Source organism: Enterobacter sp. T2 (assembly GCF_010692925.1).
Lineage (GTDB): Bacteria > Pseudomonadota > Gammaproteobacteria > Enterobacterales > Enterobacteriaceae > Enterobacter > Enterobacter kobei.
Map to the genome: position 1 here is coordinate 536,240 of NZ_CP048736.1, position 17,497 is coordinate 553,736.

Annotated in this window: 21 protein-coding genes and 1 pseudogene; 13 read left to right on the forward strand and 9 right to left on the reverse strand. The window is 45.9% G+C overall.

Annotated elements, in window-relative coordinates; genetic code table 11:
- Nucleotides 1–40: 40 nt before the first annotated feature.
- The gene (locus tag G0034_RS02525) at nt 41–292 is read right to left on the reverse strand and encodes a zinc ribbon domain-containing protein (RefSeq protein ID WP_074026060.1); all 252 of its coding nucleotides are present in this window, start codon (nt 290–292) and stop codon (nt 41–43) included.
- 337 nt (nt 293–629) lie between these two features.
- On the opposite strand from G0034_RS02525, the gene G0034_RS02530 reads away from it, so the two are divergent.
- A complete protein-coding gene (locus tag G0034_RS02530) occupies nt 630–1,172 on the forward strand; it encodes a DUF1062 domain-containing protein (protein WP_286079245.1) in 543 nt (180 codons plus the stop codon).
- 245 nt (nt 1,173–1,417) lie between these two features.
- Here G0034_RS02530 and G0034_RS02535 read toward each other — a convergent pair whose 3' ends face one another.
- Both G0034_RS02535 and G0034_RS02540 read right to left on the reverse strand, forming a co-directional pair.
- A complete protein-coding gene (locus tag G0034_RS02535; protein WP_179120469.1) occupies nt 1,418–1,627 on the reverse strand; it encodes a helix-turn-helix transcriptional regulator in 210 nt (69 codons plus the stop codon).
- A 107-nt stretch (nt 1,628–1,734) separates the two neighbouring features.
- Complete coding sequence (locus G0034_RS02540) at nt 1,735–2,313, reverse strand: YagK/YfjJ domain-containing protein (protein WP_179120470.1); 579 nt, start codon at nt 2,311–2,313, stop codon at nt 1,735–1,737.
- Nucleotides 2,314–2,732: 419 nt separating this feature from the next.
- On the opposite strand from G0034_RS02540, the gene G0034_RS02545 reads away from it, so the two are divergent.
- Entirely contained in the window at nt 2,733–3,650 is a 918-nt protein-coding gene (locus G0034_RS02545) for a hypothetical protein (protein WP_179120471.1), read from the forward strand.
- Between the two features lie 400 nt (nt 3,651–4,050).
- Here the strand turns inward: G0034_RS02545 and G0034_RS02550 are convergent, their stop codons facing one another.
- The 3 genes and pseudogenes from G0034_RS02550 to G0034_RS02560 all read right to left on the reverse strand — a co-directional run bounded on the left by G0034_RS02550 (nt 4,051) and on the right by G0034_RS02560 (nt 6,526).
- Complete coding sequence (locus G0034_RS02550) at nt 4,051–5,493, reverse strand: IS1182 family transposase (protein ID WP_179120472.1); 1,443 nt, start codon at nt 5,491–5,493, stop codon at nt 4,051–4,053.
- Nucleotides 5,494–5,717: 224 nt separating this feature from the next.
- A pseudogene (locus G0034_RS23585) lies at nt 5,718–5,813 on the reverse strand (major capsid protein); the annotation flags it as partial.
- Nucleotides 5,814–5,824: 11 nt separating this feature from the next.
- A complete protein-coding gene (locus G0034_RS02560; protein WP_047057990.1) occupies nt 5,825–6,526 on the reverse strand; it encodes a lecithin retinol acyltransferase family protein in 702 nt (233 codons plus the stop codon).
- 253 nt (nt 6,527–6,779) lie between these two features.
- Between G0034_RS02560 and G0034_RS02565 the strand changes: the two genes are divergently transcribed.
- On the forward strand, nt 6,780–7,706 hold the full coding sequence (locus tag G0034_RS02565; RefSeq protein WP_286079230.1) for a hypothetical protein: 927 nt from the start codon (nt 6,780–6,782) through the stop codon (nt 7,704–7,706).
- A 168-nt stretch (nt 7,707–7,874) separates the two neighbouring features.
- On the opposite strand, the gene G0034_RS02570 is transcribed toward G0034_RS02565, so the two are convergent.
- From G0034_RS02570 to G0034_RS02585, 3 genes are all read right to left on the reverse strand, one after another.
- Nucleotides 7,875–8,153, reverse strand: a complete 279-nt coding sequence (locus G0034_RS02570) for a hypothetical protein (protein WP_179120391.1) — start codon at nt 8,151–8,153, stop codon at nt 7,875–7,877.
- 705 nt (nt 8,154–8,858) lie between these two features.
- Nucleotides 8,859–9,455, reverse strand: coding sequence for a hypothetical protein (locus tag G0034_RS02580; RefSeq protein ID WP_179120474.1), 597 nt, complete (start codon nt 9,453–9,455; stop codon nt 8,859–8,861).
- 180 nt (nt 9,456–9,635) lie between these two features.
- Nucleotides 9,636–10,232, reverse strand: a complete 597-nt coding sequence (locus G0034_RS02585) for a hypothetical protein (RefSeq protein ID WP_179120475.1) — start codon at nt 10,230–10,232, stop codon at nt 9,636–9,638.
- 350 nt (nt 10,233–10,582) lie between these two features.
- On the opposite strand from G0034_RS02585, the gene G0034_RS02590 reads away from it, so the two are divergent.
- From G0034_RS02590 to G0034_RS02635, 10 genes are all read left to right on the forward strand, one after another.
- Nucleotides 10,583–11,458, forward strand: coding sequence for a GTPase family protein (locus G0034_RS02590; protein ID WP_179120476.1), 876 nt, complete (start codon nt 10,583–10,585; stop codon nt 11,456–11,458).
- A gap of 243 nt (nt 11,459–11,701) precedes the next feature.
- Nucleotides 11,702–12,418: a helix-turn-helix transcriptional regulator gene (locus G0034_RS02595; protein WP_160862976.1), complete on the forward strand. Its 717-nt coding sequence runs from the start codon at nt 11,702–11,704 to the stop codon at nt 12,416–12,418.
- 35 nt (nt 12,419–12,453) lie between these two features.
- The gene (locus G0034_RS02600) at nt 12,454–12,906 is read left to right on the forward strand and encodes a hypothetical protein (protein WP_031593203.1); all 453 of its coding nucleotides are present in this window, start codon (nt 12,454–12,456) and stop codon (nt 12,904–12,906) included.
- A gap of 71 nt (nt 12,907–12,977) precedes the next feature.
- A complete protein-coding gene (locus G0034_RS02605) occupies nt 12,978–13,451 on the forward strand; it encodes a YfjT/YkfB family phage-associated protein (RefSeq protein WP_031593204.1) in 474 nt (157 codons plus the stop codon).
- Nucleotides 13,452–13,571: 120 nt separating this feature from the next.
- Entirely contained in the window at nt 13,572–14,393 is an 822-nt protein-coding gene (locus tag G0034_RS02610) for a DUF932 domain-containing protein (protein ID WP_179120477.1), read from the forward strand.
- A 30-nt stretch (nt 14,394–14,423) separates the two neighbouring features.
- Entirely contained in the window at nt 14,424–14,867 is a 444-nt protein-coding gene (locus G0034_RS02615; protein ID WP_160862973.1) for an antirestriction protein, read from the forward strand.
- A 12-nt stretch (nt 14,868–14,879) separates the two neighbouring features.
- Nucleotides 14,880–15,422: a RadC family protein gene (radC, locus tag G0034_RS02620; RefSeq protein WP_179120478.1), complete on the forward strand. Its 543-nt coding sequence runs from the start codon at nt 14,880–14,882 to the stop codon at nt 15,420–15,422.
- A gap of 10 nt (nt 15,423–15,432) precedes the next feature.
- Complete coding sequence (locus G0034_RS02625; RefSeq protein WP_179120479.1) at nt 15,433–15,774, forward strand: type IV toxin-antitoxin system YeeU family antitoxin; 342 nt, start codon at nt 15,433–15,435, stop codon at nt 15,772–15,774.
- A 20-nt stretch (nt 15,775–15,794) separates the two neighbouring features.
- Complete coding sequence (locus G0034_RS02630; protein ID WP_179120480.1) at nt 15,795–16,136, forward strand: TA system toxin CbtA family protein; 342 nt, start codon at nt 15,795–15,797, stop codon at nt 16,134–16,136.
- A 276-nt stretch (nt 16,137–16,412) separates the two neighbouring features.
- A complete protein-coding gene (locus G0034_RS02635; RefSeq protein ID WP_077905735.1) occupies nt 16,413–17,402 on the forward strand; it encodes a restriction endonuclease in 990 nt (329 codons plus the stop codon).
- Nucleotides 17,403–17,497 lie beyond the last annotated feature (95 nt).

Genomic DNA, 17,497 nt, shown 5'->3' on the forward strand with positions numbered 1-17,497 from the left:
CCTTAATGGATTCAGGGGGAGTGACGATAATCAGCTCAAATCACTCGTCCGCTTTATGAGCCCAGGCGGGCATCGCCGTCAGATAACGTTTTGCCCGCTTCCGTGCTTCTTCAGAGCCGACCTTTTGCCATGAGTCAAGAAACTCAGCCAGGCCATTTACGGCCTCTTCCCATGGTTTCAAGTTACCATCCGCATCGCTACACCAGGCGCAATATTGCTCGCTGGCTACATTGACATCCCGTTCGGATATTGGCATTCCGCAAGCCTGACAAAATCTTTCATTCTGTTCCATAACGCGCTCCTTCGGTTGTTTGGTTGTCTACTAAATATACAAATTTGTCGCGCGGCATTCAGTGGTTCAGATCAATAGAACCCGCAGTAAACTTCATGAATATTGATTGAACTCATTTACCGGATGATTGCCGCTTTGCTAGTCTCGGCATATCACTTTGGACGCCGACAGGATTTTAGCGTTGGAAATCTTTTTTTAACCCGCTGAAAAATATCTCTTAAATATTTTTCATACACAAACATTCATGGTCCGTTTAGTACGGATCCGATTTTGTATGGGGTAAAAAAGGTACGTTATGAAAGTTACATGGACCGTCGTGCCTGTGGGGTATTAGCGCATTGCGAAACGATGCCCTTCTTGCAAGATTAAACGCGACTTCACGCCGTCAGGTGCATTTCGGGTTAATTCTCAAAAGAAGCTGCTGGATGTATGGAGTATCTATAAATGCACACACTGCGATTACACCTGGAATATCTCTCTGTTCTCGCGTCTGCACGTCAGCAAAATTGAGCGCCAGCTTTATCATCGGCTAATGATAAACGATGCGGCTACGGTACAGCACTTTGCAAGTGATATCGCGATGCTGAAGCGGAACAACGCAGAGCTATCGGGTCGGCCTAATTTTACCGTTCAGGAGCGCTGGCCGGTAAGCATCACCGCCCACCAGCGGGTCCGCGTTAGTGTCAGAATTTCCCGTTCATTTCAGGTCAGCTTGCTGTCAATTTTGAAGCAACAGCTCATGCTGAGCGCTGGTGAAATTCAGAGAAAGGTGGAAGCAGGTCAGATTTGGGGCGTTACGATGAAGATGCTTAAATCGAGAAAGCTAAAGGCAGCAGAATATGAATTCCAGCTGTCTGCGGAAACGTTATATGCCCGGTGAAGGATTGTTCTGACACGTCGTTAAAAAATAAGAAGCTCACCCCTGGAAATAAACGTCAGTATGGCAGGCGTTAACAGAATGAGGGATATACCGGGATAGGGTGGGCTTCTATTTTTCAAATTCTGAGCCAGAAATCGTTGCGATTAAATCTGATAAATAATATCGCGTGAATTGTTTTAGAGCTGAAGGGTGCTTTAAAGGATTGGTATATTGGGAAAGGCGTAGCTTAGAACGAATGGGCTGTATCAATGGCTGCGTGAATCAGCAATGCGTTGCTGTAGCCAGTCTTCGATTTCACTTTGCTTCCAGCGGGAGCTGCGACCCAGCTTGATTGGCTTCGGGAATTGGCCGTCTTTTATCAGTTTGTAGAACCACTTGTCCGTCAGCCCTGTAAGCTTCGTGATGAAGCGCATATCCACCAGTTGGTCATCGAGCAAAGAAATATGTTCTGTCATGATGTTTTCTTCCATTGTGGGATAATCCTGAACTGGTGGTTGATTGCTCGTGACTACCAGCCCTTCCACATCAATGGATTGATACGTAAAAAAGTGCAGAACGTGAGCTACACCGTGCGAGGCCGCCCCAGTCCGCTGGGCGGCGGTACCTCGCTGGCTCCGTAATAATAATGACCGTGCTTTTGCTCTTCTTTGGCAAGATAGCTGATGATGTAGCGCAGGTTATCGATGGCTTCGGTATCGCCGTAGTTCACCGGCTTATCAATACTGACGTCATAAGTGGGTTTGTACTCGCAGCGGTTGTAATAGCCTTCTCGTTGCGTTATTCCCCGCCATATTGTTCCTACTCTCTCAGCTATTGGGTAGGTAGCCTGGTTAAGGTGCCTGTCGAGATAGAACACGATATGGGCATGGCAGCCGTGGTCTACAGAGTTCTCGAGTACCCAGAAGTACCCTGCCAGATTTGTGTGCTGCATAGTGCGTTCAACCAGCATACGCACCTCTCGTTCTGTTTCGTTCCATGAATGACGTTTATAGCGCTCTGTACCTTTTTGGTAGAACAGGTCGAGTCGGAGTGCCTGTATTCGGGAGTATCGGTTCAGTAGCTGATTCAGGTGGTCATTGAGTAGAGAAAGTAGAAACCAGTTCATCGTGTATCTGGAATTAAAAGGGTAAGGTGTGTGCATTGATTTATCCTTTGTCAGGTGGAGTACAAAGGATTGGGATAAGATGTAATTTTTAAGAGAAGCAGGGATACGGCAGATACAGGGAACTATGTATCCAGGGGAATACAGGCAGGGTTAATGAATGAGGGAAGAAGCTGTGAACAGGGTGGTATAGAAACAGGGAGTTCCCTTAATTATACTAAAAACCCAAATGTTCATATCTGCTGTTGAACGATTCTAATGAGGTGAACAGAGGAGATTCGTAGAGTAAAAGCCACAGGAATAACGCAGTAAAATGTCAGAACATTATCACAATAAAATCAGCAAGATATCAGTTAAAAATCAGTCATTCTTCAGGTCTGTGACCCGACTCCACCAACCAAAAAGGTGCTAATGCTAATCTATTTTTGGGAGTCAGAAAGAAGCAGAGGGAAGAGACGATGTTGCATTACGATATGATCCGCTACGAGATAATGTACATAAAAACGCTGGATAGGTTCTTCAATACAGATCACTCGTTACTGTGCAGTACTTATGATACGCCGGATCAGTTTCGACATTTGATCTCTCAGATACTTGAACGGCATTTTTCTGGCGATCAGGACAGAATCAAAGCTGCGCGGAAAACACTTAAAGAATGGGCCGACCTGCAACTGATTGATAAAGATTATTTTGATTGTTTCAAAGGTACACCAAGAGCATCGTGGTTTGCTCACCATTATATTTTTGAATACCCAGTATTATCTGCAGGGCTGACGCTTGGTGGGTTAGGGAATGACGTCGGTTGTTCTGGTAGTTTTAATTCTCTTTTAATAGACGATAATATCTTCACCAATCTTGATTTCTCAAATTTGAATATCGATTTGGACGATATTGATTGGGATCTGATAACAAATCCACAGGCTACTGCTTCGAAAAAACCGAAACGTGTTTTCTCCCGATTTTATCTGAACGCGGGAGCAAGTACCGATGTGTACAATCCCACTCCGGTAACTGAGCGTGAACTCATCAATGGTGTGATGAGGTACATTGATGAAGCTCCATGCTCACTTGGAGATAAGATCTCTTATTTCAAAAAGCTGCATGAGCGCTGGCTTGAGCAATACGATTTTTTTCTGACAGATTTTGACTGGATGTCACGTGATGATGAAACTCAGTTAGTATATCTCTGGGACTATCTCAAAGGAAAAGGACGAATAGCTGGCTATCTTCGCCCTTATAATACGTCTATGCGTTATGACATGATTATTGCGGCTATAGATGTGTGGAACGTCCAACCTGAAGAGAAGCTGGAGTTTATTGAGAAGATGAAACATGCCTGGCAAGCGGCGAAATCTTATCGGCGATCTGCTAAATAGCGTTGTAATCTCAGTGGTTTCTTCGTCGGATTTCTCAGTATAGTAATGAATCTTAATGGACCAAGGTCTATTGCTATCTCTCTCTTGTCCCGTTACGTAGAGAGCACATACTTGTTAAAGATTAATATGGCGGGGTATGGATGATGGAGCGGTTGCCTGTTTACTAGAATGTATGTTTTTGGCTCGAACCTTACAAGCTAACTGAGCTGAAGGTCCGCTGTGAGCGCAGGCTGTGTGAAAACTCATAGCTTTGAGTAGCCAAACAATATTTCTCATCTGTGTTTTGAGAATGCTGTTTAAGTTGACGAGGTAATCTGTGATTTTATTCGGGTGTCTCAGAGATTTTTATTGCGGGAAAGAGCCTAATATTTGTTTCTGGAGGATAAAACGGCCGGAACCGTTAGCCGTATTGTTCCAGAAGCTGAAATATCAATCCTGTAGTACCCCATATCGATATCATCCTTTTCAGGTTATAAGCCAATATGTGTAGACTTATTTCCGTACTGACATTTTTAAATTTCCGCATCAGGAAGTGCGTTGCACCCATCCACATTTTAATTGTCCCAAAGGGATGTTCTACCGTTTGCTTTCGCATGACCACCGCCTGAGGAAATGCCTCAAGTCTGGCATGCATTTCTTCCATTTCAGCTTCATGAACCCAACGCCGTATACGCCTTGGATCGCGTTTCGATGTAGTGCACCTGGAGCGCTGGCTGCAATCGCGACAGGCAATATTGTTAAAGTACAACTGTTGCTCCAGCCCGTCCTCTATTGAGGTAAATCGATTCTGAAGCTCATTGCCCATTGGGCATACATAAACATCTTTTTCCCTGTTATATCTGAACATTGAGCGATTATAGAGCCCCTTACGTTCAGCACCAGAGGTATCTCCTTTTGGCACTAACGCCACGGCTCCGCTATCCAGAACTGTTTTAATATCGCTGCGACTGTAATACCCTTTGTCGGCAAGTACTGTTATGTCCCTCCGGCCAACAGCTTTCTGAGCCAGTGTTGCTACTGAACCAAGTTGCCCATTATCTGTTGTGTTGGTGACTTTATGCGCAACAATCAAGTGGTTCTTCGTATCCACAGCAGTCTGAACGTTGTAGCAAACTTGCCGATTCATATTATTTGTTTTCATCAACCGGGAGTCAGGGTCGGTTAAAGAGAGTTGTTTATCTGGCTGTTGTGCGACTGCTTGTTGGATCTCCTGAAGCTCACGTAAACGCTTTTTTAACCAGGCCAGTTTAGTGGCTGTTAACTTTGTGTTTGCATCGGGCTCAGTATTCTTGTCGGCTTCATCCAGTTTGTTTAAATAATAAGTAATACTTTGCTCAACGCGCTCAATATGGTCTTTGGCTTTCTGAGATGTGAAGTTGTTGGGTTTGCTGTTTACTGCTTTAAATTTGCTGCCGTCGATGGCAATAACGACATCAGTGAACATTTGCATTTGCCGGCACAGGCCAATAAAGGCCCTACAGGCATTCCTGATACCTTCACCGTTATCTTTTCTGAAGTCTGCAATGGTTTTAAAATCAGGCGTTAATCGTTCAAGTAACCACATCAGTTCAACATTCCGATGGGCCTCTTTTTCCAGTCTACGGGAGGACTGAATTCGGTTGAGATATCCGTAAATGTACAACTTAAGTAGGGTGGCAGGGTGATATCCGGGTCGTCCGGTTCGCTTAGCATCAACTCTTCTGAAACCAAGAGAATCGAGCTTTAGTCCATCAACAAAGATATCAACCACTCTGACGGGGTTATCTTCAGTGACAAAATCATCCAGTGCATCAGGGAGTAATGTCACCTGATGCCTGCCTTGTCCTTGAATGTGATTGGCCATGTCGGCATCCGAAATATTCATTCGTATGTCTCTAATTTTAATGAAAAAGTCAGTTCGTCGCATGGGTTTATCAAGAATGGTTGATCATATGAAACCAACGCTTAGACCAAAAAGTGATCAGGAGTTTTCACACAGCCTGAGCGAGGAGCAGACGTTCACAACTATCATCGCCATTGATAATGCTCTACTCACCTTCCCGTGTGTTAACCGACAGGGAGCAGATCACCGTATTTTACATAGCCCTCTAGCGTTGCATCCGCAACGTCGATTCCGATCACCTCGGAGAACTCATCGACACTACGACCACGGCGTTTAAATGCTTATTTGAGAATTAGTCGCTAAGCCATGACCATACTTTATATACACCATACCCAACTAAAGCTACGCCTCCCGCGGCAAGCACAACGGGGGCCGCAGCTACTGTAGCTGCTGAAGCTCCAGTTAAGCCAACAATAGTACTCGCTCCACCAGAGAAAGCTGCTGTAGTTAACCCTGCACCACTAGCAACAGACGATATACCGGTCAATGCTGAAGTACCGGATGTCATTGCCCCTGATGCTATAGCTCGCGTAGCAACCTGACGGCTTGCCATGGACGCCGCAGTTCTTAATACCGTGGGGGCTGTTTGAGTTATTTTATAATAGCTGTAAGCATTGACCCCCGCCTGCCCTACAGATACTGCCATAGTCTTCACTGTTTTGACCTGAGCGCTTTCACTAACGCCAGTCACACACCATGTCGCAAAATGCTCACAGTTGTTGTTGAATATATTATATCCATCCTCACCCAGTCTGGATTTAGCCCTTTTCACAATATCTACATTGGAGTAAACACATTTAGCATCCAGATGTTCGATAATGGCAACTTCGCTCTGGTTCTGATTGAAGTCTTCAAACGAAGTCTCACAGATTTTACCTTTGCTTAACCCACTTGCCAGACCTGAATAATGGATAACTTTACCACTCCCAATGTAAATACCATGATGAGTATATCCGGTACGTTTGGATGAAAGGTGTGCGCCAAGGGTAAACATCGATTACTCCATTTTCAGCTAATCATATCCGCCGAGTTTATACCCGTAAGTATTGTTTGGAAATCACCAAGCGTTCAAATTATTTTGTAAAGACTTTTTCCCCTTATGACAGGAGAAGTTAAACGAGGTTAATGATGTCCGCGTTGAGCGAAAAGCGGTCAGATCGCAATCTTGCACCACAATCTGGTACGAGTCAGGCAAGCATTTGGGGTAAAAGCTTGTCCTGAGTGAGAATCTAACCAAGCATTGTGTTATGTTTAACAACTGGAGTAGGCTACAAAATCAATTAATTAAGGATCTTGAGATGACTATAGCCGCAGCTTGGGTAAGAACTTTAAGAAATTGCAAAGAATTGATTGTAGTATCAGATAGTAGATTAAATGGTGGTATGAAAATGGATTGTGGGCAGAAGATAATAACTCTGCCTCGTTCAGATGCTTTCATATGTTTCGCGGGTGATACTAGTTGGGCATATCCTTTGATGCATCAAGTGGCATCAGCAATTGATATATATGATCGTTGCTCCTCACGAGCCCAAGATATTAAAGAACTCAAAACCCATATTCTTAAAATTTTTGAACGACTGAGAGAGCAAATTCACGATGCCATAGGTGACATGGATATACCCGATGCAAAATTCATATTCGGGGGATATTCATGGATAAGAAAAAAATTCATGATTTGGCACATCACCTACCAAAAGAGTACCAACTCTTTTCGTGCGGATCCTGCACGTGAAATATATGGATCACCTGTTGTATTTACTGGTGATGAAGAACATGTAATTAAAGCTAATGCTATGCTTCGTGAAAAATTAAAATCAAGAGGGAAGCTGGATAATTTAGAAAAAGGCATAAAAAATACTGTTAAATTTGAATGGGAACCATTTGAAGTTATTCGAGACATGCTTTACAAAGTTAATGAAAGTTCTTATGAATTCAAAAACTCATCAATTGGAGGTGCGCCCCAAATCCTAAAAATCTATGAACATTTATCAAGTCAAAAACTTGGTGTTCTGTGGATGAACAGGATGGATAGTGAACCGAGCATATATTTGTCGGGCCGAAGGCTTACTAATTATGGTCCGCGAGATATGTGGATACTAGACCCTGAAAAACTGATAACGTACAATCCATTGAAAAGTAATTCCGATAAGGAGGTGGTTAATCAATTTATTTAATTTTCCGGGTGTTGAATTATACTTTATTAAAGATGGAATTATTATATTTGCATTTTTAATTTTTATGATGGTTGTAAACAAAACTGTTAAGCATTGTGAAGAGAACGGGGCAATGAAAAGAAGCCGAGTTGTATTTCGTAGCCCCATCCCCTGGCCAATATTTTGAAATCAGGATATTTCGATAGCTAAAACTCGTACAGGTACGTCTTTGGTGTTTTGTGCTGAGCGACTAAGATCAAAATCGGCAACAGGAATTTTTTGAATATCCTCGCAGCTTGTAAGTGTTAGTTTTACCCCTTGCTCAAAAAACAGTTCTTTCTCATGCCCTGTATCTATATCTTCACTGTTAAAGAAAAAACCTTTTGCACGTGGTTCACTAACCCGAAGTACAAATAGATCAATTGCATTATTACGATATGCCCTACCATGCCACTGTGGAACTCCCATCGCGATATTGGGACATAATGTTGTTGATAATGGCGAGTGGTTTCAAACATAGCGCCGTGTTTATATTCAGCGGGCCACTTTCCGCCCTGAAATAGATATTGACCTGGCATCACCGACCTACCACTTAAGCGAATTGCTTCTGATACTGCCTTTAGACCACAGCAATAAGTATCACCTTGATATTCTGCAATCGGCTTAGGTGTAGTTTCTGGCATGTAAGACAACCACGAAGGGTGTTGCTTTATAGCGTCTTCGATATGGAAAGTTAATCCTTGTTCTGTACCCACAGTTTTGGCAGCATGAACTGCTGCCTGATATGGGGATGTCAAACAGCAGTTCATGTAACTGTGTGTGTATGGAGTTCCAAACAGGTCGATAAGAGGTAAGATCATAATCTTCAAATCCCATTTTTTGGCTAAGTCGGTCTCCTAGTTCTCTACTTTTAAATATTATTTTCAGTAAGACCTAAAAAGAGAATGGTAGTCGCGATGGCAATGCCCATGCCCATGCCCATGCAGTTTGGTATCTGTAACGGGTCGTTTAATCTGTATCTCTGACCTGTTCCCGATTGATTACTCTTGGCACGAAGCGGACCGCATGAACCGCCGAAGAGGACGGCTTGTTAACGTATTCACATATTAATCTACGGGGAGCAGGTCACGTGAAGCATCCAAAATCTAAATAAAAAACACCCGAAGGAGCTTTTTATGTTCCAAATATCCCACCATTTTCATCAAACGTCGCCAACAATTCTTGAACTCTCATGACTTCATCAAGAATGGGTTGAACATTATGTCTTTCCCCCAATATTTGATAAATTCCATTATTTAGATAGTAGGCTCTGAAGATATGATGCGGCACATCTGTTTCTTCTGGTTTGTCCAAGATTAGACTTGGAAAGATATGTCCTACAATTCCAACTTCAAGATACATATCCAGTCGTTCATCAAAGTGCTCTATTGCATTTCTAAGTTTCTTATCATGCAAAGGGCTGCTTTCTGTCACATCAAAAATTTGCCTCAGATACTCAGCACGATTCTTATGTAAAACCTTCTCACCTTTCCCACCAATCATTGATGGAAAGAAATAGCGAGCTATAGCAGCACTATGATTGATGAAGTTTTGTAGACAGTCTAGAAGCTCATCTTTCCGATCTTGTAGCCCTAGCTTCCCTTCACTGATATCTTGGATGTACTTAGATGCTCTTTCCACAGCCTGTAGAGCCGATGTTGTATTGAACAACATAGATTGAATATAGAAGACCTGGTACGGAGGCCATATTGATAGCTCATTTTTATCCATTATCTATCCTTTGTTTAGTCGCATAACAATTTTGGCCACATAGGCAGAAGTGTTGAACATCTGCTTCTGGCATCGATCGGGAATTGATTACCCGCTCTGTTCATAGTCTCATCTGGACGAAGCGGCATTGCTGTCCAGCGCCAACAAAAAGCCGCTTTCGCGGCTTTTTGAGCAGTTATCTCACTTATCGAGCAACGAATGGGGGGGCATAGGAATTGGAGGTAAATTTGTGCTAGCCTTTGCTTTATAGGGCTTTGTGCCTAATCGCCAGAGAGAATCAATATTTCTTAAATATGTAACCACTCGATGGTCTGCATCATTGATTATTCCACAAGTGTACGTTTGATGCGGCGACGTTGGTGAGCGATCGAACGTACCAATTTCAACAGGCCAATAATCGCCATCAGAGGATTCATCGCATATTCTCTGTAGCTGCTGCTGATATGTTCTTATATCTGGGGTACCACCATAATAAAAGCAAGATGCGACTATGACGCTCAACGTACCCTTTCTCTCGCCAATGAATTGGATCGGTGAGAGCAGCCCAGAAGCATAAATATTTTCGATTACGTTGATGACTCGAGTATCGTGATCTTCATCCCAGATGACAGAGAAATCATGAATTTCACATGGCTGGGTGGGAAAACGAAGAACATCAAGCCATTCGACGGTTCTAAAGACTGAGTAGTGAGTCCCGCGACCTAAGAAACCTATTGGTTCAGGTTCATCATAGAGGCAGGAAAACAGGGTGGAGTACTGGCGTATTGGTGATTTCATATTAAATACTTCCGATTTCATCAGAAAAAGTGGGATTCGCTCCACTATGAGAAAGCTTTCGGCTTACTCAAGGTTCACTATCGAAATTAACATGTTTTTATTATTACGCAATAGACAGATGGCTATGATCTCCCCCCGGTCAACTGTACCCACCACTGTTTGGCGAAATTCGAGATATCTATAACGTCCGCTTCTGGCACTAAGCGGACATCTTTTAGTTCTGCGCTGTAGAAGTCCGTTTACGTATTAATCTAAAATTCCAAATAATTTCAGATAGATATCATCTCTGTGAATCCCCGCCTTCCTGACTGGAACGCGGGGTTTTTAATTTTTCACGCTGAGACTACTGTATGAATAAACCTGATGGCCTTCAGGGCCTTGAACAACCGCTCGCGTCGCTTCCGCACACGCTTCGCCAGCTTATTCTTGAACGTATCCAGAACCTGACCCACTACGAACCGGTGATTGGCATCATGGGCAAAAGTGGTGCAGGTAAATCCTCTCTCTGCAACGAACTTTTCCGGGGGGAAGTGTCCCCGGTGAGTGACGTGAATGCCTGTACTCGCGACGTACTTCGCTTCCGGTTGCGCAGTGGTCGTCACAGTCTGGTGATTGTCGATTTACCGGGGGTAGGTGAAAACGGGCGGCGGGATCATGAATACCGGGCCCTGTACCGTCGTATGTTGTCGGAGCTTGATCTGGTGCTGTGGATCATTAAGGCCGATGATCGGGCACTGACTGTGGACGAGCAGTTCTGGCACGGCGTGATGCAACCTTACAGGCAAAAGGTTCTGTTTGTGATTAACCAGGCCGACAAAATCGAACCCTGTCATGAATGGGATACCCTCACCAGCAAACCTTCACCGCACCAACAGGGAAATCTTAAAGCGAAGCAGGCTGCGATTATGGCGATGTTTAAACCGCATCATCCGGTCTGCGTGGTGTCCGCCCGCACTGGATGGGGCATTGAGGAGATGGTGGCAACCATGATGCGCTGTCTGCCTGACCGCGCCACCAGCCCGGTGGTGACACAACTGCAAGGGAGACTCTGCACAGAGCCGGTAAAGTCGCAGGCCCGTGACAGTTTCGGTGACGCTGTGGGCCGGGTTTTCGATACGGCTGAGTCATCTTCGTTCCTGTCTTCATCGCTGAAAACGGCGATTCGTAGCGTGCGTGATGCGGTGGTGTCGATCGCAAGGGCCATCTGGGACTGGATATTCTTCTGATATCGCAATTTTCTCTGCGAATGATGAACTGGTTGTTAATGATTTGTTGATTGTGGTCACGTCCTTTCCACTGCGTTTTACCATCAATTAAATCAGGCGAAGCATCATTATCTGTCAGACGAGCGCCCACAAGGCCGTGCTGCTCATAAAAAATAGTTCCGATGTTGTCCATACCCTGTCCACCCCTTCCTTTAAAGTAATCATCATTAATTCAGAGAGTTAACTTCTCAGGAGAAATCTTTCATGACGCTTCAGGAGCGGCGACATGACCGGCTTGCCGTCAGGTTGTCGTTGATTATCAGCCGCCTGGTGTCCGGTGAAACTCTGTTTATTCGCAAACTGGCAACTGAATTCGGGGTGTCAGAGCGCACGCTGCGTCGTGACTTTCGGGAACGTCTGATGTATCTCGACCTGGATTACTACCAGGGGCAGTGCAGTCTGCGCTCGGATATTCACAGTACTCGGCAGGAAATAGATATTCTGACCTTTGCTCACCGCACGGGGTTGGCCGGAGTTTTCCCGGGCTTTGACCGACGACTGGTCAGCAGCCTGCTGGACTGTGATGATCGACCCTGTCTGGTATGGCATCAGGACAGGTCTCATCCCCCGGCAGGAAAGCTCTGCTTCTACAGGCTGGTCAGAGCTATTTCGGGATGTCAGCGCATCACCATTCTGACTGAAGGGGAGCGTCATGAGGCCGTTGCACCTTACCGGCTAATCGCTCTGGATGGCTACTGGTATCTGGTCGCTGAACATAACAGGCAATTACGTGTCTTCCGGCTGGATGAGATTCATCTGGTAAGGCCATCCCGGGAAACATTTATTCGCAGTGAGCTTCTCCATCAGCTGTCGGAGGACAAACATTTTATCTCAGCCTTACCTCATTTCCGTTTTATTCAACAGTCGCTGAATTCATTTTCTCCATCAGAAAGTCGGGGGCAATCCGGACAAACTGATTAGAGATGGTCTCCATAATTAAATGTAAGGCTAATGCAATGAAAAAATTGAACTTATTGTCTTTACTGCCAGTCATGTTGTTCCCCTTACTTATCGCAGGTAATGCTCACGCAGCACGTCCTTATAGCGGGTTCCTGCCTGCGGCAGTGAATAATAAGAGTGGGAATATATTCTGGTGTGATGCCCACCGACAGGTCAGAAAACTGTGTACAGCGACGGAAGTGGATTCAATGGGATGGTTTATTGTTGTTCGCTCGAAACCTTCCAGAGATTGTCCGGGTGGCATATGGGGGTGGATCACTCCCAGTAAAGACGGTGTAGCAACAGGCTATACGATTACGCCAGGTAAAGAATTCAATCTCACCATGAAGGATATGTGCAGTCCGGATATGAAAGTAACGTTCCGCACGAATAAAAAGGACCCTCGTTATGACGATCTCGTCGGGATTTATGCCGGGAAAGAAGCGTTTCGCTACAAACAAATAAAATAACCCAGCTGTTTATTCATTACTTTATTGTTTTGAACAACAAAAGCTTTATTACATGATTTGAGGACAACATTATGCGATTGCCTTACGTAATATTTACAGCAGCTATACTGGCTTCTGTATCAACAGCACAGGCTATTCCCAATATGTGGACGAGTGGTTTTGGGATGGGCGTGACCGAATATATCATTACCAGCCCGGAGAAGGTGGTGTTTAATCTGAACTGTACTGGCAATCCGGATGCGCAGAATATTCTGCAACACGGTGTTGATCTCACCCTGCCTGATGGAACATCAGTAAGTTCTCACGACGACGGGACAGAAATAACGGTCGTCATGGATAACAGTCAGTATCCGTTACCGTCATTCCTCGGCTGGCGAAACGGTGACAATGCCTGGGTGTCATTTATTGACGCGCTGGGTCAGTCGTCTAATTTCGATGTTTACGTCAACAATAACAAAGTTGGCACCTTCAGTCCGGGGCTGAAGAATACGCAGAAAGAATTGTCTGACCTCAGCGGCTGCAGAACCACCCATTACAGCGATTAATCCTTCACATTTTAGACCTCTCCAGCCCGCTACGTACCAACACCAGATAGCAACAGGCCATGCTCCTTCGGGAACATGGTCTTTTTTGTTTTTATTTCATTATCAGATAAGGAGTTAGCCATGCGATTAGCCAGCCGCTTTGGCCGTATAAATCAGATACGCCGTGACCGGCCTTTGACCAACGAAGAGCTGATGAGTCATGTCCCCAGCGTGTTCGGGAGTGACAAGCATGAATCTCGTTCAGACCGTTACACCTACATCCCGACCATCACCATCCTCGAAAGCCTGAAGCGTGAAGGCTTTGAGCCGTTTTTTGCCTGCCAGACAAAGGTTCGGGACCAGAGCAAGCGGGAGCACACCAAACACATGCTTCGCCTGCGTCGTGCCGGGCAACTGACCGGGCATCAGGTACCGGAAATCATCCTGCTCAACAGTCATGACGGTTCATCAAGCTACCAGATGCTGCCGGGGCTCTTTCGCGGCGTCTGTACTAATGGTCTGGTCTGTGGTCAGTCATTAGGCGAAGTGCGGGTGCCGCATAAGGGTAATGTTGTCGAGAAGGTAATTGAGGGGGCTTACGAAGTGCTCGGGGTGTTTGACCGGGTAGAGGAGAAGCGCGATGCAATGCAGTCACTGGCACTGCCAGAACCAGCCCGTAACGCCCTGGCGAATGCTGCACTGAAGTATCGCTTTGGTGAAGACCACCAGCCGGTCACGGTATCGCAGTTACTGACTCCGCGTCGCCGGGAGGACTACAGCGACGACCTGTGGACTGTCTACCAGCGCGTGCAGGAGAACCTTATGAAAGGTGGATTGTCAGGGCGAACCGCTCAGGGGAAAAGCAGCCGCACCCGTGCTGTTACAGGTATTGATGGCGATGTGAAGCTCAATCGCGCCCTGTGGGTTATGGCAGAAAACATGCTCGATTTTTTCGGGCGTTAAACAACCGTTCCGGCATAAGGAGATAGTTTAATGAATACACAAAATCATCAGTTCGCGGAGCATACCGCAATTACTGCCTCAGTGGTTCCGGACGAGTTACGCATCGGCTTCTGGCCGCAGCACTTTGGCTCCATCCCACAATGGATAACCCTTGAACCCCGCATTTTCGCCTGGATGGATCGGCTGTGTGCCGATTACCAAGGTGGTATCTGGCGCTTTTCGACACTCAGCAACGGCGGCGCTTTTATGGCTCCCGAGTCAGATCACGATGAGAAGTGGACATTGTTCAACAGCATGAACGGCAATGGCGCAGAGCTTACCAGTGAAGCTGCAGGGATGGTCGCCTGTCTGATGGCTTACAACCACCACGCCTGTCGCACCGAGTGTGACGCGATGACTGAACACTATTATCTCTTACGCGACTACGCGCTAATCCATCCAGAATGCAGCGCCATTATGCATCTAATCGACTGAGGAATACCTGAAATGAATACTGCATTATCCCCGGCGTCAACGCAGCCTGAACTCTTTCCACTGGCGATTATGGCCCCGCATGGTTATTTGCTCCCTGCGACCTCCGGATTAACCCCCTATGCCCAACGCACCATTCGTCGTGCCATCAACCTGCTGGATAAATATCTGCGTCAGCCCGGCAAATCCTTTACCTCTAGTACTGCTGCCCGTGACTGGCTTCGGTTACATCTGGCAGGACAAGAACGGGAAGTGTTTATGGTGCTCTATCTCGATAACCAGCACCGTTTACTGGAGAGTGAAACGCTATTTGCCGGTTCGATTAACCATGTGCAGGTCCATCCCCGTGAGGTAGTGAAATCAGCGCTTCGCTTCAATGCTGCGGCTGTTGTGCTGGCGCATAACCATCCATCCGGTGATCCGGAGCCCAGCCAATGCGATCGCAACATTACCGGTAGGCTTAAAGAAGCCCTGGCACTGGTTGATGTGAACACGCTCGATCATCTGGTTATTGGATCAGATGGCATTGTGTCGTTTGCTGAGCGAGGCTGGATATGAGGGTACTTCAATGAAATCAACTGATTCAGAGAACGATTCATTTCTCAAGTGGGGTCTGAATCGTAATGTGACACCTTGCTTTGGCGCTCGTCTGGTACAGGAGGGAAACCGGCTGCACTATCTGGCTGACCGGGTCAGTATCACCGGTAAGTTCAGCGAAGCAGAATGTCTTAAGCTGGATGTGGCATTCCCGCATTTTATCAGCCAGATGGAATCGATGCTGACTACTGGTGAAATGAATCCTCGCCATGCCCACTGTGTCACCCTGTACCACAATGGTTTCACCTGCGAAGCCGATACCCTTGGCAGTTGCGGCTACGTATACATCGCCGTTTACTCCACCCATCGTTAACTACTTTCACAAGAGCAAATATGAAAACTCTACCTGCAACAAATCCGCAGGCGGCGAAGCTATGTCTGTCGCCCGTGGCTGTCTGGCAAATGCTGCTTGCACGCCTGCTGGAACAACATTATGGCCTGACACTCAACGACACGCCATTCAGTGATGAAACGGTAATTCAGGAACATATCGATGCCGGTATATCTTTGGCCGATGCCGTTAATTTTCTGGTGGAAAAGTACGGGCTGGTTCGTATTGATCGCAGGGGATTCGGCTGGCAAGAACAGTCCCCATATCTGCGGGCAGTCGATATTCTGCGGGCGCGACAGGCAACTGGTTTATTGAAAAGAAATCGTATTAGCGCGGCACGGTGAACATTGGGAATAGCCTTCCTGATTCACACTGCAGCTTTCCTTACTTATTTACTCATTCCAAAAAGCACCTGCCGATGCTGGTTGGTGCTTTTACTTATATGGACGAAATATCATGCAAATAGAAGCTGTAATTTTTACTGGGCACATTATCGCAAGTACAATCCGGGAATGCTGGACCGTCGTTGTTGATGGTTTTGACGCATGCGACGAACAAGCTTATGATCCAGCTTAATTTCTTTTCCTCATGAAGGGACTGGTATGGGCAACAGAATGTGGATGATTCGTGGCGATGGCGGCAAGCTCTATGACGATTTTCGCGATAAGCAAATTGTAGGCATCGGTTGGTCTCAGCTGGCTCCATTAGTCAAACCCGGCCTGTCCCGAGCCCAGTTACTGGCCTTATACCAGGAGGCAGATCCCTTAACAAAGCTGGGAACAGCCCGTTCTGGTGCATCGCAGGTCTGGCGTTTTGTGAATGAGATCCAAAAGGGTGATTGGGTTATTACCTATTCGCCAGCCAATCGTACTTATCTGCTAGGTAAGGTTACATCTGATTTCCAGTACCACCCTGAATGGGTAGAAGAGGGGATGGGAATCGCTCGACAGGTTAAATGGAATACTGAAGAAATCGATCGCGATCGATTGTCTGTTGCTACCAAAAACACATTGGGCTCCACGCTGACGGTTTTCCAGCTTCCAGAATATGCTCTAGAAGAGCTTTTGCAGGATAAGAAACCCACTGCAGATGTAATTACTCAGAATCCAATTGTGATAGATGAAGATGAGGTCGTTTCTGATCCGCTCCGCGATATGGAAATGCTGGCGTTTGAAGGTATCAAAGATCGCATCAACTCTCTTGACTGGGACGAGATGCAAAATCTGGTTGCCGGAGTTTTACGCAGTATGGGCTATAAAACGCAGGTGTCACCTGCGGGAGCCGATCGGGGTAAAGATATCATTGCTTCACCTGATGGATTCGGTTTTGAAAATCCACGTATTATCGTTGAGGTAAAACATCGCAGGGAGCAAATGGGAAGCCAACAGATCCGCAGCTTTATCGGCGGTCGCCATAAAGACGATCGCGGGCTTTATGTCAGTACCGGTGGTTTTACAAAAGATGCTCGATATGAAGCCGACCGTTCGACGATACCACTAACGCTCTGGACGCTTGATGATCTCGTCCGTGCGCTTATTGAGAACTATGAGCAAGTGGATATTGAGACCAAACTTTTGGTGCCTCTGAAGAAAACTTTCCTGCCTGCCTGAATCTTGCTTTGATAGCCATATCGGTGTTCTACTGGTATGGCTTTATACCCACTAGTAATGTCTATTTTTTGTACGGATTTTAACTTGTGGGTACA

Excerpts from the sequence above, each read along its gene's own strand:
- G0034_RS02525 (WP_074026060.1), bottom strand. The coding sequence starts at position 292 with ATGGAACAGAATGAAAGATTTTGTCAGGCTTGCGGAATGCCAATATCC.
- G0034_RS02535 (WP_179120469.1), bottom strand. The coding sequence starts at position 1,627 with ATGACAGAACATATTTCTTTGCTCGATGACCAACTGGTGGATATGCGC.
- G0034_RS02540 (WP_179120470.1), bottom strand. The coding sequence starts at position 2,313 with ATGCACACACCTTACCCTTTTAATTCCAGATACACGATGAACTGGTTT.
- G0034_RS02545 (WP_179120471.1), top strand. The coding sequence starts at position 2,733 with ATGTTGCATTACGATATGATCCGCTACGAGATAATGTACATAAAAACG.
- G0034_RS02550 (WP_179120472.1), bottom strand. The coding sequence starts at position 5,493 with ATGGCCAATCACATTCAAGGACAAGGCAGGCATCAGGTGACATTACTC.
- G0034_RS02560 (WP_047057990.1), bottom strand. The coding sequence starts at position 6,526 with ATGTTTACCCTTGGCGCACACCTTTCATCCAAACGTACCGGATATACT.
- G0034_RS02565 (WP_286079230.1), top strand. The coding sequence starts at position 6,780 with ATGTTTAACAACTGGAGTAGGCTACAAAATCAATTAATTAAGGATCTT.
- G0034_RS02570 (WP_179120391.1), bottom strand. The coding sequence starts at position 8,153 with ATGGGAGTTCCACAGTGGCATGGTAGGGCATATCGTAATAATGCAATT.
- G0034_RS02580 (WP_179120474.1), bottom strand. The coding sequence starts at position 9,455 with ATGGATAAAAATGAGCTATCAATATGGCCTCCGTACCAGGTCTTCTAT.
- G0034_RS02585 (WP_179120475.1), bottom strand. The coding sequence starts at position 10,232 with ATGAAATCACCAATACGCCAGTACTCCACCCTGTTTTCCTGCCTCTAT.
- G0034_RS02590 (WP_179120476.1), top strand. The coding sequence starts at position 10,583 with ATGAATAAACCTGATGGCCTTCAGGGCCTTGAACAACCGCTCGCGTCG.
- G0034_RS02595 (WP_160862976.1), top strand. The coding sequence starts at position 11,702 with ATGACGCTTCAGGAGCGGCGACATGACCGGCTTGCCGTCAGGTTGTCG.
- G0034_RS02600 (WP_031593203.1), top strand. The coding sequence starts at position 12,454 with ATGAAAAAATTGAACTTATTGTCTTTACTGCCAGTCATGTTGTTCCCC.
- G0034_RS02605 (WP_031593204.1), top strand. The coding sequence starts at position 12,978 with ATGCGATTGCCTTACGTAATATTTACAGCAGCTATACTGGCTTCTGTA.
- G0034_RS02610 (WP_179120477.1), top strand. The coding sequence starts at position 13,572 with ATGCGATTAGCCAGCCGCTTTGGCCGTATAAATCAGATACGCCGTGAC.
- G0034_RS02615 (WP_160862973.1), top strand. The coding sequence starts at position 14,424 with ATGAATACACAAAATCATCAGTTCGCGGAGCATACCGCAATTACTGCC.
- radC (WP_179120478.1), top strand. The coding sequence starts at position 14,880 with ATGAATACTGCATTATCCCCGGCGTCAACGCAGCCTGAACTCTTTCCA.
- G0034_RS02625 (WP_179120479.1), top strand. The coding sequence starts at position 15,433 with ATGAAATCAACTGATTCAGAGAACGATTCATTTCTCAAGTGGGGTCTG.
- G0034_RS02630 (WP_179120480.1), top strand. The coding sequence starts at position 15,795 with ATGAAAACTCTACCTGCAACAAATCCGCAGGCGGCGAAGCTATGTCTG.
- G0034_RS02635 (WP_077905735.1), top strand. The coding sequence starts at position 16,413 with ATGATTCGTGGCGATGGCGGCAAGCTCTATGACGATTTTCGCGATAAG.